Source organism: Streptomyces sp. NBC_01142, from assembly GCF_026341125.1.
Taxonomy (GTDB): Bacteria; Actinomycetota; Actinomycetes; order Streptomycetales; family Streptomycetaceae; genus Streptomyces.
Window position 1 is genome coordinate 1 of the sequence record NZ_JAPEOR010000002.1, and the last position, 15,924, is coordinate 15,924.

The 15,924-nt window shown below is 68.3% G+C and carries 11 protein-coding genes; 5 read left to right on the forward strand and 6 right to left on the reverse strand.

Going from position 1 to position 15,924, the window contains the following annotated elements; genetic code table 11:
* Window positions 1-765 (forward strand): hypothetical protein (locus tag OG883_RS17360; RefSeq protein ID WP_266541773.1); only part of this gene is annotated, 765 nt, incomplete at its 5' end.
* A 1,060-nt stretch (window positions 766-1,825) separates the two neighbouring features.
* Here OG883_RS17360 and OG883_RS17365 read toward each other — a convergent pair.
* Genes OG883_RS17365 through OG883_RS17375 form a run of 3 tightly spaced genes read right to left on the reverse strand, consistent with a single transcriptional unit; the run spans window position 1,826 to window position 5,756 of the window.
* Complete coding sequence (locus tag OG883_RS17365; protein WP_266549124.1) at window positions 1,826-2,884, reverse strand: TniB family NTP-binding protein; 1,059 nt, start codon at window positions 2,882-2,884, stop codon at window positions 1,826-1,828.
* A 2-nt stretch (window positions 2,885-2,886) separates the two neighbouring features.
* Window positions 2,887-5,007, reverse strand: coding sequence for a Mu transposase C-terminal domain-containing protein (locus OG883_RS17370; RefSeq protein ID WP_266541776.1), 2,121 nt, complete (start codon window positions 5,005-5,007; stop codon window positions 2,887-2,889).
* Window positions 4,995-5,756 (reverse strand): TnsA-like heteromeric transposase endonuclease subunit, encoded by a 762-nt coding sequence (locus OG883_RS17375; RefSeq protein WP_266541778.1) that lies wholly within the window; start codon window positions 5,754-5,756, stop codon window positions 4,995-4,997. Before OG883_RS17375 ends, OG883_RS17370 begins: the two co-directional genes overlap by 13 nt.
* A gap of 160 nt (window positions 5,757-5,916) precedes the next feature.
* Between OG883_RS17375 and OG883_RS17380 the strand changes: the two genes are divergently transcribed.
* Window positions 5,917-6,738, forward strand: coding sequence for a PhzF family phenazine biosynthesis protein (locus OG883_RS17380; protein ID WP_266541781.1), 822 nt, complete (start codon window positions 5,917-5,919; stop codon window positions 6,736-6,738).
* A 97-nt stretch (window positions 6,739-6,835) separates the two neighbouring features.
* Here OG883_RS17380 and OG883_RS17385 read toward each other — a convergent pair whose 3' ends face one another.
* A complete protein-coding gene (locus tag OG883_RS17385) occupies window positions 6,836-7,636 on the reverse strand; it encodes a CPBP family intramembrane glutamic endopeptidase (protein ID WP_266541784.1) in 801 nt (266 codons plus the stop codon).
* A gap of 160 nt (window positions 7,637-7,796) precedes the next feature.
* On the opposite strand from OG883_RS17385, the gene OG883_RS17390 reads away from it, so the two are divergent.
* Window positions 7,797-9,659: a substrate-binding domain-containing protein gene (locus OG883_RS17390; RefSeq protein WP_266541787.1), complete on the forward strand. Its 1,863-nt coding sequence runs from the start codon at window positions 7,797-7,799 to the stop codon at window positions 9,657-9,659.
* On the opposite strand, the gene OG883_RS17395 is transcribed toward OG883_RS17390, so the two are convergent.
* On the reverse strand, window positions 9,650-11,167 hold the full coding sequence (locus OG883_RS17395; RefSeq protein ID WP_266541790.1) for a glutamate-cysteine ligase family protein: 1,518 nt from the start codon (window positions 11,165-11,167) through the stop codon (window positions 9,650-9,652). The two genes, OG883_RS17390 and OG883_RS17395, sit on opposite strands and share 10 nt — an antisense overlap.
* A 481-nt stretch (window positions 11,168-11,648) precedes the next feature.
* Between OG883_RS17395 and OG883_RS17400 the strand changes: the two genes are divergently transcribed.
* Both OG883_RS17400 and OG883_RS17405 read left to right on the forward strand, forming a co-directional pair.
* Window positions 11,649-12,236 (forward strand): hypothetical protein, encoded by a 588-nt coding sequence (locus OG883_RS17400; protein WP_266541792.1) that lies wholly within the window; start codon window positions 11,649-11,651, stop codon window positions 12,234-12,236.
* Between the two features lie 314 nt (window positions 12,237-12,550).
* Window positions 12,551-12,757: a DUF5999 family protein gene (locus OG883_RS17405; protein WP_323180929.1), complete on the forward strand. Its 207-nt coding sequence runs from the start codon at window positions 12,551-12,553 to the stop codon at window positions 12,755-12,757.
* An 85-nt stretch (window positions 12,758-12,842) separates the two neighbouring features.
* Here the strand turns inward: OG883_RS17405 and gcvP are convergent, their stop codons facing one another.
* A complete protein-coding gene (gcvP, locus tag OG883_RS17410) occupies window positions 12,843-15,728 on the reverse strand; it encodes an aminomethyl-transferring glycine dehydrogenase (RefSeq protein ID WP_266541798.1) in 2,886 nt (961 codons plus the stop codon).
* Window positions 15,729-15,924: the final 196 nt, after the last annotated feature.

Consider the following 15,924-nt stretch of genomic DNA (forward strand, 5'->3'; position numbering starts at 1 on the left):
CTCCGCGCCATCACGGGGCACATCCCTGATCTGGCCGTGACTCCGCAGCCGGACGGGCTTGAACTAGAGCGATCTCCGCTCGACCCGTACTCGATGCCCGACACCGCCTCCGTGCTGGACCTCATCGAGTTCGTCGCCCGCTACATCGACAAACCGATCGACGCCACCAACCACCCTTGGGGCGGCAACCACACCGACTACACGTTCCGGCACGGGGACGGCCCGGACCCGTTTTCTGACCGCAAGCTGTCCCCGGGCGAGGCTGAGCTCCGGGACAAGGTCAACGAGATCTTCGAGCGGAACGGCATCGCGTACATCGTCAGCGACACCATGCAGGTCCAACGGCTCGGGCCCGTTGAGGCGCGCCTGCTGGTGTCCGAGTTCAGGCCTTCGACGGGAGACGCCAGGCTCGACGGCCTGTTGGATGACGCCATGGGGCGCTTCCTGTCCCGGAAGCCGGCCGACCGGCAGGACGCGGTGGAGAAGCTCTGGGATGCCTTCGAACGGCTCAAGACGCTGGAGGGCAACAACAAGGCGGTGGCAGGTCCGAAGCTGATCGAAGATGCCGCATTGAGCTCCGAGCCGTTCCGCAAGCTGCTGTCGGATGAGTTCCACCTGCTCACGCAGGTCGGCAACAACTTCACGATTCGGCATCATGAGCTGGCGAAGACGCCGCCGCCCTCCGATGACGCGAGGGACTACCTCTTCGTGCGGCTCGCCTCCGTCATCGCCGTTGTCCTGCGTCACACCGGGCGCATGGCCTGAGACCAGTCGCGCTTCTGCGCCGTGCCGCGCCGACGTCAGTCGGTGTGGTCGGCGCGGGCCAGCGTCAGCACCGCGTTACCGAATGTAATCTTCACGCGTTCCGACACTTCTGCTGACTGCCCTGTCCTGGCCTTCGTCGTGCCGGTGCCGGCGGACTGGCTTCCGGCGGCCGCGGCCTTGTGTCGGCGCCGTTGGGCCTTCTCGCGGCAGCTCCTTGAGCACCACCGACGGGCCCTTCCGGACTCATCCCTCTCGATGGGCTCCTGACAGTGTTCGCAGGTCCGGATCCTGTAGGGGGCTGGGTCGACTCCGCGGCGGGCTCGTTGCCCGCAGAGGTATGAGCACCAGCGACGCTGGCCGACACTGGAGTTTGCCTTCGGGAGAGGGTCCTGGCAGAACTCACAGGTCTCGGCCGGCGGGCGGAGGAACTGTTCGGGTGAAGTGAGACGGCTCCATCGGCGGGCGTGCTGTCGGCAGGCCGCTGAGCACGTCTGGCGGTGCGATCGAGAGCCTGGAGGCAGAGGCTTTTCGCAGGCTATGCAGCGACGGCCTGCTTGGTGGGCAGGATCATCGTCAGCGCTGGATGCCGTCGAGGAAGCGCCTCCCTGCTGGCGAAGGAGGTAGGCAGAGCGACGGCATGCCGATGAACAGAGCCGGTGGCGTTGTCCGATCTGGATCTTCATCGGCTTCTGACAGATGCGGCAGGCCTCCGTGGTTTGCCTCCGGCGGTGGGCCCGGGTCCTGCAGCGCATGGAACAGAGGATCGCCCGTCGGCCGAAGGCATTGCTGGGCGGAATGTCCGTGCCGCATTCAACGCACTTCTTCGTCTCGAGTGTTGTTCGCAGGAAGTCGGGGTCACGACCGGTGACGGCAGCAAGGCGGTCCCAGGACGGTGTGCCGCGGGGGCCAGGTGGTTCGTTGAGGAACTTCCGCAGGTAGGGCGACGGGAGATGGTTGGCTTGCGCGAGGCGTCTGATGAAAGTGGGACCTCCCTCTCCCGCCTTCGGCCGGACCTGAAAGGGGAGTGGAACAAGCTGCAGGCCGACCTCGACAGGCGCTGTCACCACCGATTGCCCGCCGTTGGCGGGTTGTTCGGGCGGTCACGTCCCGAGGCGATGTCCAGGTCGACGGCCAACAACCCGCTCTTGGTAATCTTCTCGCTGCCAGTCAGGATGGCATCGACGGCAGCCCCGCGGATCTGGTGGGCGAGGGTGCCGATCATGCCGCCGGTCCGGGTGTTGAGGAAGCGATCGAGGCGGGCCAACGTGCCGCGCTTGTGCCGGTGCAGGAGGAGGGTTTCCTCCATCTGCGCGACCAGTCCCTTCCATTCCTTGTTGTAGGGGAACGGGTGGGTGGCCACGGGGGTGAAGCGCCCTGCGATCTGGTCACCGCGGGTGCCGGAGAGGAGGCCTCCGGACTCGACGTCGATTCCTGCATAGGCGAACGTCGCCGGGATGCGCTCGGAGAAGTACTTGAGGGTGTCGGATGCCTCGGCTCCGTGCCGCGTGTGCAGGGAGATGTTGTGGATCTCGTCGACCAGGACGAGGCCGGTGCGGGCGGTGGTGCAGACGCCGACCACGGCCTCGGTCAAGTCGGTGATGTTCAGGCTGCGGGTGACGGGGAGGCCGAGGAAACGAGCGAACTCGGCTGCGATCATGCGAGGCGTCGCGGCCGGCGGAACGGTGATGTAGATGACCGGAATGCGCTCGTCCTGGCCTGGGTGTCGGCGCCGGTCCACGAGTTCGTGGGCCAAGCCGAGTTGGGTGAGAGCGATCGTCTTGCCGGTGTTCGCAGGCCCTGAGACGAGAAGTCCGCGGCGGGCACTGATCGCGCCCCGGTTCAGGATGATCAGGCGACGTCCGCAGGTCACGGTGTGCCGGACCGTGGACGTGGCGATCACTTGCAGGCGCGCGTGATGGTTCAGCCGATCGTCGTCGTACGTATTCTTCTTCTCTTTCGCCAGCGGATCGGACTCGGCCGCCTCGACGAGCGCCTCGTACTCGCTCTCGCTCATGATGACCATCGGCTGGCTCAGGAAGGTCGCGATAAACGAGCGCCATCCAAGCAGGGTGGTCAGATGCCGGCCGAAGTCGTCGCTGGCTTGGCCGGACAGCGGCATGGTCACGAACGTCTCCAAGGGTCCTCAAGCGGGTCGAAGAGTCCCAGTGGGATCACCTCAGCCATCTCTTCCTCGTCCACGGATTCCTCGGCGGCTGACGCGTCTGCGGGCTGCGGCTCGGGAAGGACGGCAGGGGCAGGAGCCGTCACCTTGGTCCGGGCCACCACTTGGCGGTCACGCTTGGAGGGCCTGTTCTTCTTCCTCTTCTGGCCGGGCTCGGCCGGATCCGGTCCGGCGTTCGCACGGGTCAGCAAAGCGGCCACGGCCTCGGCGAGTTCTTCCTCGGTGGCCTTGGGAAGCTGGTGACTGACGTGGTCCCAGGCGAGATCGCCGAAGGGAACAGGCGCCCGGTTCAAGTACTTCCACGTGGCCTGGATCCACTCGCCTTCACCGCGGTGGTTGCGTACCCAGACACGAGAGACGTCGTAGGGGTCGCGATGGACCTCCCAGAGCCCCCGCTTGGCCGTGACACCTGAATCGCGCCGACGCATGGGCCCGAGTCCCGGAGCATCGTAGGTGCGGTTGTTGATGCGAATACCGTAGGAGTTGACGACCCGCCAGGCAGCGGGCAGAAGCTCGGTGTAGTCGTCTGCGCTGAGCGCGACCGGGACATAGCCACTGGACTCCACCAGCGCGGCATACTTCTGGTTCGGAGTGAACAGCCGCCCCGGGTGGTCGGGGTCTCGCAGTCCGTCATGAGGGCGGTTCTGCCACTTGGCGACCACCCACTCGTCGAGGAGATCCTGCAACTCGGGCAGTGACCACAGGTTTTCCTTCTCCGGGTGCCGGCCGCGACGGTCAGTGTTACGGCCGGTGTATCCGGGGAGGAACTGCACGAACATCGTGGCAACCGAGCCCAGCATCTTCTCGATGTGGCCCTTCTCGAAGGGCGAGCCCTTGTGGGTCGGCTGGAAATCGATCTCCAGAAACCTGCACGATGCCCGGAAGTTGTGCGAGATGAACGCCTTTCCGTGATCGCAGACGATCATCTCCGGGACGATCACCGGCTTGGCAGCCGCGTGCTCCAGACGCTCATCCAGTGTCAGCAGTCGGCGGTGAGGCAGCACAGAGCGGGACATCTTGAGCGCGTCCACCCAGCCCGGCCGCATCAACTCGGGCGTGACGGTCCGCGCCAGCAGCACACTGGCATCGACGGACTTCGTCGACGGCCGCAGGACAAGCGCCGTCGGGGTCCGGGTCGCGACATCGATCATGCCTGTGAGCTCGACTTTGCCGACCACCCCGTTGTCGAGGCGAACCATCACGTCCAGCGGAGTGGAGTCGATCTGCATGACCTCACCCGGAGCGGTGACCGTCAGCTCTCCCAAGGTCGTGCCCGCCGTATGAGCCTTCGAACGGCGCGTCACCGCCGAGCCCAGGGCGTGAGTACCCGCCGTCAGTTTCTCCACCAACCGGTAGAGCGTGGCCCGGGAAGGCCACTTGGGCTCCGCTTGTCCGTCCTCGGCCTCGTCTTCGGTCTCCGTCTCGTCTTCGTCCTCGGTGTGCGTGAGGATCTCTTTCGTCCGCCAGATCAGGTAAGACGCGGTCCGAGTGGAGGGGTCGGCACCTTCCTCGATGGCCTGGCGCATCGCCTCGACCACTCTGGTGTCCACCGCCCCGAACTCCGGTCGCTTGCGGGCCGCCCGGCGATCTGCCAGCCCGGCAACCCCTTCCTTGAGGTAGCGGCGACGCAGCCGGGCGACCGTGTGGGCCGTCACCAGGCGACCGGACCGGGACAGCTCGGCCGCCTTGGCCTCGTCCCGTGCGGCCAACGACGTGCCCGCCCCGTATTCCTCGCGTGGCGTCGCGCCGGGCTCCGCGTCCGGCGGGAGTCCATGTACGACTTCCAGAATGTGGCCCTCCCACCACAGAGCCTGCTTGACCGCCGCGGCAGGCAGCAGGTCCAAGCCGGATGAGGCAGGCAACGGCATCTGCTCCGGTCGGAACAAGACCTCGAAGTCCTCCGCCGCGAACAGCTCAAGCAGAGCCACCACGCGATGCGGAGCCTCCGCGTCCTCCAGGACTGCGGCCTGCGCGGTCACTTCGAGCACTCCGCGGACCTGCCCGTCAAACCGAACCCGCTCGCCAACTGTCAGAATCGGCGGACGCCTCAGCCGGTCCATTGCCGCCGCCCCTTCGCCCAGACCAGGCTTCCGGTCTTCAGCAGCCCTCCCGAGAGATCCACCTTCAGCTTCCCCAACCACAACAGGTGGAACAGCACCGGCAAGACCTGGATCCGGTCGCCGACCAGCGCAGCACCATCCCACAGGCGCCTCGGCTCGCTGAAGACCTCCAGGAGTCGCTCGACTACCGCCTCCGGTCGACCGCAGCGTGCCCGGCGATACCGCGCCAGCCACCGAACGTTAGCCATGAGAATCGGCTGCGGACGGCCCGCCCACTCGAACTCCCAGCCCACCGCCGCGCAGGCCCGCTGAGTCACTGCGAAGGACTCCCGTGTGTCCTCGTCCATGTCGTCCTCGGCGCGGACATCCACAATCCGAGCCTGGCCCGTAGCCAGCCGGACAAAGTAGTCGGGAGCATGACGGCGCCGCCGTTTGCCGTCATGCCAGTGCAGCCAGAAGGGCTGCGAAGATATCGCCCTGACCTGCGGATCTTTATCGAGCAGGATCAACCGGTCTCGCTCGAGCCAGGACTCATAGCCCACGTGATCCCGTACGGTCGTCGAGTAGTACCAGCCTGCGAAACCCGGCGTTCCCTTGTCCCAGCGAAACGGTCGGACAGGTTCGACTGCCTCGAACGGAACCTGCCAACTCGCCCCCAGAGCGTGCTTGCGACGCTCGCCGTTACTGAGAAAGTCCAGCTCAAACGCTGTTAACGCTTCATCGCCGTACGCACGCGACAGCGCCTCCACCGCACCCCCAACCCGGCAGGCCGAGCGGATCCTCAACCTTCGGTGAGACTAACGAGCGCTTCAGCAACTTCGCTGAGATTCGCGGAATCTTCGCTGAGACAGGTCAGCAACCCCGGATTGGCCTTGGCCTGCGGCTTTGACCGGGCTCTACGGTCACTCCATGCGGATTCGAATCGTCGACGCCTTCACTGACCGCCCCTTCACCGGAAACCCCGCGGGAGTCCTTCTGCTGGACCGCGACGGCTTCCCCGCCGATTCCTGGCTCCAGCAGGTGGCGGCGGAGGTGAACCTCTCGGAGACCGCCTTCGCCCACCCGCTGCCCGCCGGCGGCGAGGCCGACTGGGCGCTGCGCTGGTTCACGCCGACCACCGAGGTCGGCATGTGCGGCCATGCCACCCTCGCCACCGCCCATGTGCTGCACACGACGGGGACCGCGAGCGGCACGGTGCGCTTCGCCGCGCGCTGCGGCACCCTGTCCGCCACCGCAGACGAGGACGGCACGCTCACGCTCGACTTCCCCACGTCCCCGCTCACCCCGGTCGAGGTCCCGGACGGTGTGGCCGAGGCTCTGGGCGCGAAGGTCCTGTCGGCCCACGACACAGGCCCCCACATCGGCGATCTGGTCCTCGAGCTGCCCGACGAGCGAGCCGTACGGGAGCTGACGCCGGACCTCTCCGCCCTCGTGGCGCACTCCGAACGCGGCATCATCGCCACCGCCGTCGCCGAGAACCCTTCCGGCGCCTACGACTTCGTCTCGCGCTGCTTCTTCCCCGGGGTCGGCATCGACGAGGACCCGGTGACGGGCAGCGCACACACCGCCCTCGCCCCTTTCTGGTCCGCACGCCTGGGCCGCGACGAACTGACAGGTCTCCAGGCCTCCGCCCGCACCGGCCTGGTCCACACCGCCCTGCGGGGTGAGCGCACTCTGCTGACCGGCCGTGCCGTGACCGTCCTCGACGGCGAGCTGCTCGCCGCGCCCTGATCCGCCCCCGGACACACCTCGGGGCGTACGGCACCCGCCGTACGCCCCATGTCCTTCACCGTGCGCCCGCGGCACACTCCGGCACCGCCCGCCCCGGTCACGGTGTGGGCAGCCACCCCACCTTCCCGGCGAGCAGCCCGTACCCGACGAAGGCGACGATGTCGAGCAGCGCATGCGCCGCCACCAGCGGCCCCACCCGCCCCCACCGCCGGTAGAGCAGTACGAACACCACACCCATCACCATGTTGCCGATGAAGCCGCCGATGCCCTGATAGAGGTGGTACGAGCCGCGCAGCACCGAACTCGCCACCAGCGCCGCCATCGGCGTCCACCCCAACTGCCCGAGTCTGCGCAGCAGATACCCGACGACGATCACTTCCTCCACCACGGAGTTCTGGATCGCCGAGAGGATGAGCACCGGGTACTTCCACCACACATCGGGCAGCGCTTCGGGCACCACGGTGAGGTTGAACCCGGCGGCGCGCGCCACGAGATAGAACGCGAGTCCGGCGCTGCCGATACCCGCCGCAACGAGCACGCCCCGCCCCAGATCCGGCCACGGCCTGGTCCGGTCGAATCCGATCGCCCGCAGCCCCACACCCTCCCTCAGCAGCAGATACGCGACGAGCGCGACAGGCACCAGCGCCGTCGTGATCCCGAAGAGCTGCCAGGCGAGATCAAGCCACGGCCGGCCGGGGGCGTACGACCCGTTCAGCGTTGCCGCCTGGTCCTTCAAACCCCCCGGTTTCGTCACTGATCCGACAAAGCTGATCAGCGCCGACACTCCGCTCGCGCCCAGCGAGAGGGCGAGCACCAGAAGCGTCTCGCACCGCAAGATCTCTCGTGACATGCCCTCTTGAGGAAGAGAATCAGCCACGCCTCCCGCCTTCGCCTGCACACCTGCCTCCAGTTGAGTAATCGCGTCTCATCCCCATCCTCGCCCCGCTAGGGTCTCGAATACAGGTACGAACATCGCGCGCGACAGGCCGGGGACGAGCGTCATCAAGATGACGCAGTCCCCTTTTCCTTGTTCATCGTTCAAGGAGGGGCACTACCGCATGGGACGTCACAGCTTGCCCGACGACGACGCGACGGACGGAGGCAGGTCCCGCCCGCGCGTACGCCGTCGCACGATCGCCATCGCCACGACACTCGTCCTCGCCGTGGCGGCAGGGACGGGCATCGCCGCGCAGAATGGCCTGCTGTCCTTCACCGGCTCGTGCGAGGACTCCGCCGTACGCCTGGATCTGATCGCCTCCCCCGACATCGCCCCGGCCGTGCGCGAAGCCGCCGTGCGGGCCCGTGAGGAGCAGATCACCTCCGACGGCCAGTGCATGGACGTACGCGTCGTGGCCCGCGAGAACCACAAGGTCGCACAGGAGCTGGCAGTCGACGCCGGCAAGCCCGAGTACGAGGTGTGGCTGCCCGATTCGGCCGTCTGGGCCGAGCGTGTGCAGGACCTGGGGGACGGAGTGCCCCTGACACCGGCCGGCAATGTCGCGACGACGCGCGTGGCCCTGGCCACGGTGCCCTCGGCGGGCAGCACACTGGGCTGGCCGAAGAAGACGTACACCTGGGCGCAGCTGACGGCGGCCGCCACCGAGACGGACTCGGTGCGCCTGGGCACCGCCGACCCCGCCCGCAGCGCCACCGGGCTGCTCGCGCTCACCAGCGTCTCGCAGTCCGCGCGGAAGGAGGGCCCCGAGGCCGACACCAGGGTCGCGGCCACCGCCAAACTGCTGTCGCAGCGGGTGTCCGAGGCGGATTCTCAGGTCGTGCGCACGCTGGCGCCGGACGAGCCGGGCAAGGGCGAGGCGGAGGACGGCGGCAAGGGCGGCAAGGGCGGCGGCAACAGCAAGGACGGCGACGACGACGCCCGGCGCAACCAGGCGGTGTTCCTCTCCGAGCAGGCGGCCTTCGCCCACAACTCCGCCGCCGACGGCAGTGGCCGCGACCTTGCGCTCTTCTACCCCAAGGACGGCGCGCCACAGCTGGACTACCCGTACCACCTGGTCGACGAGACCGAGCTCAGCACCGACGAGAGCCGGGCGGCCACCCGCTTCATGGCGCTCCTTGCCGACACACAGTCCCGGCGCACCCTGTCCGCCCACGGCTTCCGCCCGGCCGACGGCCCCGTCGGGGAATCCCTCGTACGCACCGCGGGAGGGCGCGCGCCCCAGCCGTACGCCACGACCGCGGCCCCGGCCGAACCACTGTCTCCGGACACCCTCCAGGAGACGCTCGGCATGTGGACGATCACCGTACAGAACGCCCGGCTGACCACGGTCGTCGATGTCTCGGGATCCATGCAGCAGCCCGTGCCGGGCCGTGAACCGCAGAGCCGGCTGGATGTCACCAAGGAGTCGCTGCTCGAGGGGCTCGGGCAGTTCACGTCCGAGGACGAGATCGGGCTGTGGGAGTTCGCGACGGGCCTGGACGGCTCGCGCGACTACCGCGAGCTGGTGGAAACGGCCCGGCTCGGCGGCCCCGCGAAGGGCGGCGGCACCCAGCGCGCACAGCTGTCGGCCGCCTTCGGCAGGCTCGCTCCCGTGCCGGACGGCGCGACCGGTCTGTACGACACGACGCTGGCGGCCTTCAAGGAGGCGCAGGCCACCTATGTGAAGGGCAAGTTCAACGCCGTGGTCATCCTCACAGACGGCTCCGACCAGGACCGGTTCAGCATCTCCCGCGACGAGCTGATCTCCCGGCTCAAGAAGCTCGGGGACCCGGAGCGCCCGGTGCCGCTGATCGCCATCGCCGTGGGCCCCGACGCCGACCGGAAAGAGGCCGACGAGATCGCCAGGGCTACGCGCGGCGCGGGGTACCAGGTCAGCGACCCGGCAGAAATCCAGGCGGTGATCCTGAAGGCAATCATGGCGATCGGGCAGACGCAGCAGACGGGGCGGACCGCTCAGGAGTGACGGCCGGGGCCGGGGAAACCGACCGGCCACGTGTGCACCGGCTCGCCTTCCTGCATCAGCTCGCAGTAGCGGCGGGTGGTCGCCGCGAGTGCCGCATCCCTCTCCAGTCCGGCCTCCAGCGCGCGATGGTAGGTCTCCGCCTGCCACGAGGCCCCGTTCACCCGTCGCCTGCACCGCTCCTCGATGACTCCCAGATAGAGGTCGCGGTCCGCGGGCTCGACGTTCCACGCGTCGAGCCCGGCCGCGGCAAGCGGCAGCAGTTCGTCACGTACGAGCTTGACGGCGGGCACCTGGGTGATGCCACCGGCCCGGCCCGGGCGCGGCCACCGGAGTTCGGCGTCGATGCCGTAGCGGCACGCGGTGTCGAAGTTCTCGGCCGCGGCGGCGAAGGGCAGCCGCGACCACACCGGCCGGGACTCCTCGGCGAGCGCGCGCACCAGCCCGTAGTAGAAGGCGGCATTGGCGACCACATCGGTGACCGTGGGTCCGGCGGGCAGCACGCGGTTCTCCACCCGCAGATGCGGGACGCCGTCGACGACTCCGTACACCGGGCGGTTCCAGCGGTAGACCGTGCCGTTGTGCAGGACGAGTTCCTGCAGCCGCGGTACGCCGCCGTCGTCGAGGACCCGCAGCGGATCCTCGTCGTCGCAGATCGGCAGCAGGGCGGGAAAGAAGCGCAGGTTCTCCTCGAAGAGGTCGTACGCCGAGTCCACCCACCGTTCGCCGAACCAGGTCCGCGGCCGTACGCCCTGGGCCTGGAGCTCTGGCGGGCGGGTGTCGGTGGCCTGCTGGAACAGGGGCGGCCGGGACTCGCGCCACAGCTCCTTGCCGAACAGGAAGGGGGAATTGGCACCCACCGCGATCTGCACCGCCGCCACTGCCTGGGCCGCGTTCCATACATCCGCGAACCGGCCCGGGGTCACCTGAAGGTGCAACTGCACGGAAGTACAGGCGGCTTCGGGTGCGATGGACGTCGAGGTGCAGGTCAGGCGCTCAACGCCGTCGATGTCGAGTATGAAGTCCTCGCCGCGCGCCGCAACGATCTGGTCGTTGAGCAGCATGTACCGATCAACGTCCGACAGGTTCGCGGAGACCAGGTCCTGCTGGGTGAGGGTCGGCAGAATTCCGATCATTACGATCCCCGAGCCGATCTCGGTGGCTTTGCGATGGGCATATCCAAGACCGGTGCGCAGCTCCTCGGCCAGCTGATCGAGAACGCGCCCGCCGAGCCGGTGAGGAACGATGTTCACTTCCAGGTTGAACATTCCGAGCTCGGTCTGGAAATCTTGGCTCGCGATTCGCTCGAGAACCTCCGCATTCATCATCCGCGGCATACCGTCGGCACCTGCGAGATTCAGCTCGATCTCGAGTCCCATGAGATTTTTGGGGCGGTCGAACCTCTTCTCCGCCAGCAGCCGTCCCAGTCCCTCCAGGCACTGCTGCAACTTTCTCCGATACTTTTGCCGATCGGACAGGTCCACTCCGCCTGCCTCGACCTTCTTCCCCATCGAAGGGTCCCTCCTCGGGTGGGCACACGTGGCGTCGGCCGCTCGTGTCACGGACGATAATGCCCAGACTGACTGATCCATAACGTCCCACAGACGGCCCGCGGCCGGTAGTGTGAACAGAGCACTCGAGCGGCACATTCCTGCGGCATGATGCAGGGCGCAGTTTCCACTGCCCACTGCCTGGTGAAAAACACCGACTGGTTTCGGCCTACCGCTTCGCAGGCATAATCCCAGGCCGCAGCTCTGCCTTCTCGAAAAATCGGCAGATACTCCGCAGGAAAAGGACCTGATACCGCCTTGCCAGAAATACGCACGACGGCTAGCAGAAACACTGCGTGAACACGTGTCGTATAAACTTCGTGAACGAGGCAGAGAGTTGGCGCCCGGCAGCCTTTCCAGCCCCCTCCGGCCGCGCACGCCGACAGTGCCCTCCGCACCTGCCCACGCTCCAACGTGTCTCCGAAGCGAGAGGCGACCCACCATGCCGCTGCATGTCCCCCCGGCCCCCGCGCCTGCCCTGCGCAGCGTCCTCGCGGCACTCAGTTCCCCCACAGCCGTACGCGAGGCCCGCACACCCGCCCTCAGGTCCGTCCAGGGACCTCTGAGCCCCGAACTCCCCCTCCCCGTCCATGTGCTGGACCGGATCGTGCCGAACAACGGCACTCCGTACACCCGGCTCACGGGCTGGCGCTTCCTGATCCGCAGCGGCGACCGAGCCGTCGCCGCTGCGGAGACGATGCTCACCCCCGACGGCTGGACCTTCTCGCACTTCTTCGAAGGGCCTTACATAGCCTCCACCGAACGCGCACTGCGCCAGGCGGAGTCGATGAGGACCCCCTTTCAGCCGCGCCTGCTCTCCATCCCCGAGCTCTACATGCTCACGCTCTGGCTGCACGGGGATACGGACGCCGACGCCTCGGCCGGTACACCCGAGCCGTCGGACTTCCTGGTGCCACTCGCCCCCGCTCCGCCCGGAATCGCGGCCCACCTGCCGCACCGGGTCGCCGATCTGCTGCCGGTGATGACCCTGCGGCTGACGTCGGCCCCACTGCTCGGCTCCCCGGCCTGACCACCGCCCGCCCGAAAGCCGCCCGCCTGCACGGCGCTCTTGCGCCCCGTGACCGCCCGGTCGCGGGGCGCATCGCTGCCCCATCCGGACTAGTCCAGACCGGCCCCCCGAACCACCCAAAAGGACAGTGGAGTTGAGCTGAACCGTCCGCCCGGGTGATACGTCATTAAGCAGTAAGAAGAGCTGCCGCGAAATCCCTGCGGATTGACGCCCGTGGGGCAACACTGGGATCGGACCGACAGATACGGGGGGCGGCCATGAACACCTCATCGAGCCGCAGGACACTCACCACAACGCAGCGAAAGAACCCACCCATGTGCCAGCACCAGCCAGCCTGCCCGACCTCCGACTCCGCCGACCGGGAAGCAGCGCGTCTCGTGGCGCATCACCCGGAGCAGGGCTGGAGCCTGCTGTGCAACGGCGTCCTGCTCTTCGAGGACACCGGCGAGCTGCTGCCGGACGGGCAGATCATCGCGCCGCACCGGCCGACGCAGCCAGGGCAGGTGATGACGGCCGCCTGAGCGCCGTCCGTACGACAAGGGGCCGGCCCGGAGACTGCTCTCCGCACCGGCCCCGACGCATACGCGCCGTTACGTCAGCCGTACGTCAGTTGTCGTACTCGTCCAGCGGCGGGCAGGAGCAGACGAGATTACGGTCGCCGAACGCACCGTCGATCCTGCGCACCGGCGGCCAGTACTTGTCCGCGGCACTCACGCCGGCCGGGAAGACCGCCTCGTCACGGCTGTAGGGGTGCTCCCACTCCCCGCCCAGCGCGGACGCCGTGTGCGGGGCGTTGCGCAGCGGGTTGTCCTCCGCGGGCCACTCGCCCGACGCAACCTTCTCGATCTCCCCGCGGATCGCGATCATCGTGTCGCAGAAGCGGTCGATCTCGGTCAGGTCCTCACTCTCGGTGGGCTCGATCATCAGCGTGCCGGCCACCGGGAACGACATCGTCGGCGCGTGGAAGCCGTAGTCGATCAGCCGCTTGGCGATGTCGTCGACACTGACGCCGGTCGCCTTCGCCAGCGGCCGCAGGTCCACGATGCACTCGTGCGCGACCAGACCGGCCGGGCCCGTGTAGAGCACCGGGTAGTGCGGCTCCAGGCGCTTGGCGATGTAGTTGGCCGCGAGCACGGCGACCTGCGTCGCGCGCTTGAGGCCCTCGCCGCCCATGAGACGTACGTACGCCCAGGAGATCGGCAGGATGCCGGCCGAGCCCCACGGAGCGGCCGAGATCGGTCCGACGCCGGTCTCGGGACCCGCGGTCGGCTGGAGCGGGTGGTTGGGCAGGTACGGGGCCAGGTGCGCCCGCACACCGACCGGACCGACACCCGGTCCGCCACCGCCGTGCGGGATACAGAAGGTCTTGTGCAGATTGAGGTGCGAGACGTCGCCGCCGAACTTGCCCGGCTTGGCGAGGCCGACCAGCGCGTTGAGGTTGGCGCCGTCGACGTACACCTGGCCACCGGCCTCGTGCACCTGCGCGCAGATGTCGGCGACGTGCTCCTCGAACACTCCGTGCGTGGACGGGTAGGTGATCATCAGTACGGACAGCTCGTCACGGTACTGCTCGATCTTGGCGCGGAGGTCCTCTATGTCCACCTCGCCGTCGTCGGCGGTCTTGACCACGACGACCTTCATGCCCGCCATCACTGCGCTGGCGGCGTTGGTGCCGTGCGCGGAGGAGGGGATGAGGCAGATGGTGCGCTGGGTGTCGCCGTTGGCGCGGTGGTACGCGCGTACGGCCAGCAGGCCGGCGAGCTCGCCCTGCGAGCCTGCGTTGGGCTGGATGGACACCGCGTCGTACCCGGTGACCTCGGCGAGACGTTCCTCCAGCTCGCGGATGAGCGTGAGGTACCCGGCGGCCTGCTCGACCGGCGCGAAGGGGTGCATCGCCCCGAACTCCGGCCAGGTGACCGGCTCCATCTCGGTGGTCGCGTTCAGCTTCATGGTGCAGGAGCCGAGCGGGATCATGCCGCGGTCCAGCGCGTAGTCACGGTCGGCGAGCTTGCGCAGGTAGCGCAGCATCGCGGTCTCGGAGCGGTGCTGGTGGAAGACGGGGTGGGTCAGGTAGTCGTCGCTGCGCAGCAGGTCCCGGGGCAGCGCGTCCGCCGCGGCCTCGTCCAGTGCCTCGATGTCGGCCTCGACGCCGAAGGCGGTCCAGACGGCGGCCAGCTGGCTGCGTCCGGTGGTCTCGTCGCAGGCGATGGAGAGGTGGTCGGCGTCGACGAGGTGGAGGTTGACCCCGCCCTCACGGGCGGCGGCGACCACCTCGGCGGCCTTGCCGGGCACGCGGGCGGTCAGCGTGTCGAAGTACGAACCGTGCACGACCTCGACACCGCCGGCCTTGAGCCCCTCGGCGAGCAGCGTCGCAAAGCGGTGGGTGCGTCGGGCGATCCCCCGGAGGCCGTCGGGACCGTGGTAGACGGCGTACATGCCCGCCATGACGGCGAGCAGCACCTGGGCCGTGCAGATGTTGCTGGTGGCCTTCTCCCGGCGGATGTGCTGCTCGCGGGTCTGCAGCGCGAGCCGGTAGGCCTTGTTGCCGTCCGCGTCCACGGAGACGCCGACGAGCCGGCCGGGCAGGCTGCGCGCGAACTTCTCACGGACGGCCATGTAGCCGGCGTGCGGACCGCCGAAGCCCATCGGGACGCCGAAGCGCTGAGTGGTGCCGACCGCGATGTCCGCGCCGAGCTCGCCGGGCGAGGTGAGAAGGGTCAGCGCCAGCAGGTCGGCGGCGACGGTCACGATCGCGCCGAGCTCGTGGGCCTGCTCGATGACGGGCTTGAGGTCCCGCACGGCTCCGGAGGCGCCCGGGTACTGCAGCAGCACGCCGAAGACGCCGCGCTCGGCGATCTCGGCCGGGATGCCCTCGCTCAGGTCCGCGGTGACGATCTCGACACCGGTCGGCTCGGCGCGGGTCTCGATCACGGCCAGAGTCTGCGGCAGCGCGTCGGCGTCGATCAGGAAGACGCCGTTCTTGACCTTGCCGACCCGCCGGGCCAGCGACATGGCCTCGGCGGCAGCCGTGCCCTCGTCGAGCAGTGAGGCGCCGGAGGTGGGCAGGCCGGTCAGGTCGGCGACCACCGTCTGGAAGTTGAGCAGCGCCTCGAGACGGCCCTGCGAGATCTCCGGCTGGTAGGGCGTGTACGCCGTGTACCAGGCCGGGTTCTCCATGACGTTGCGCAGGATGACCGGCGGCGTGAAGGTGCCGTAGTAGCCGAGCCCGATCATCGGTGCCAGCACCTGGTTGCGGTCGGCGAGGGTGCGCAGTTCGGCGAGAACCTCGGCCTCGGTGCGCGCGTCCGGGAGGTTCAGCGCCTCCGTGCTCTTGATCACATCAGGCACCGCGGCGGCGGTCAGCTCGTCGAGCGAGCCGTAGCCCACCTGCGCGAGCATCTTCGCCTGGGCCTCGGCATCGGGCCCGATGTGGCGCTGCTCGAAGGGGGTGCCTCGCTCCAGCTGGGAGAGCGAAATGCGGTTGGCGGTCATTAAGGAGGCCTCCTGGTCTGACACGACCTGCGAGGGGCACCACGGCGCGGATGCCCGGACGGCCTCCCCCTCTGTCATCTCAACCTGAGAGCTTCACCGGACCGTCCGCACACGCGTTTTCGCGCATACGACGCTCCGGCTTTCACCGTCGGTGAGAGCGGATGCCGTCCGACGCCCGCCCTGCTTTCCAGAGTGA

Coding starts and splice junctions, on each gene's coding strand:
- OG883_RS17365 (WP_266549124.1), bottom strand. CDS start 2,884: ATGCCGCTGTCCGGCCAAGCCAGCGACGACTTCGGCCGGCATCTGACC.
- OG883_RS17370 (WP_266541776.1), bottom strand. CDS start 5,007: ATGGACCGGCTGAGGCGTCCGCCGATTCTGACAGTTGGCGAGCGGGTT.
- OG883_RS17380 (WP_266541781.1), top strand. CDS start 5,917: ATGCGGATTCGAATCGTCGACGCCTTCACTGACCGCCCCTTCACCGGA.
- OG883_RS17390 (WP_266541787.1), top strand. CDS start 7,797: ATGGGACGTCACAGCTTGCCCGACGACGACGCGACGGACGGAGGCAGG.
- OG883_RS17395 (WP_266541790.1), bottom strand. CDS start 11,167: ATGGGGAAGAAGGTCGAGGCAGGCGGAGTGGACCTGTCCGATCGGCAA.
- OG883_RS17400 (WP_266541792.1), top strand. CDS start 11,649: ATGCCGCTGCATGTCCCCCCGGCCCCCGCGCCTGCCCTGCGCAGCGTC.
- OG883_RS17405 (WP_323180929.1), top strand. CDS start 12,551: ATGTGCCAGCACCAGCCAGCCTGCCCGACCTCCGACTCCGCCGACCGG.
- gcvP (WP_266541798.1), bottom strand. CDS start 15,728: ATGACCGCCAACCGCATTTCGCTCTCCCAGCTGGAGCGAGGCACCCCC.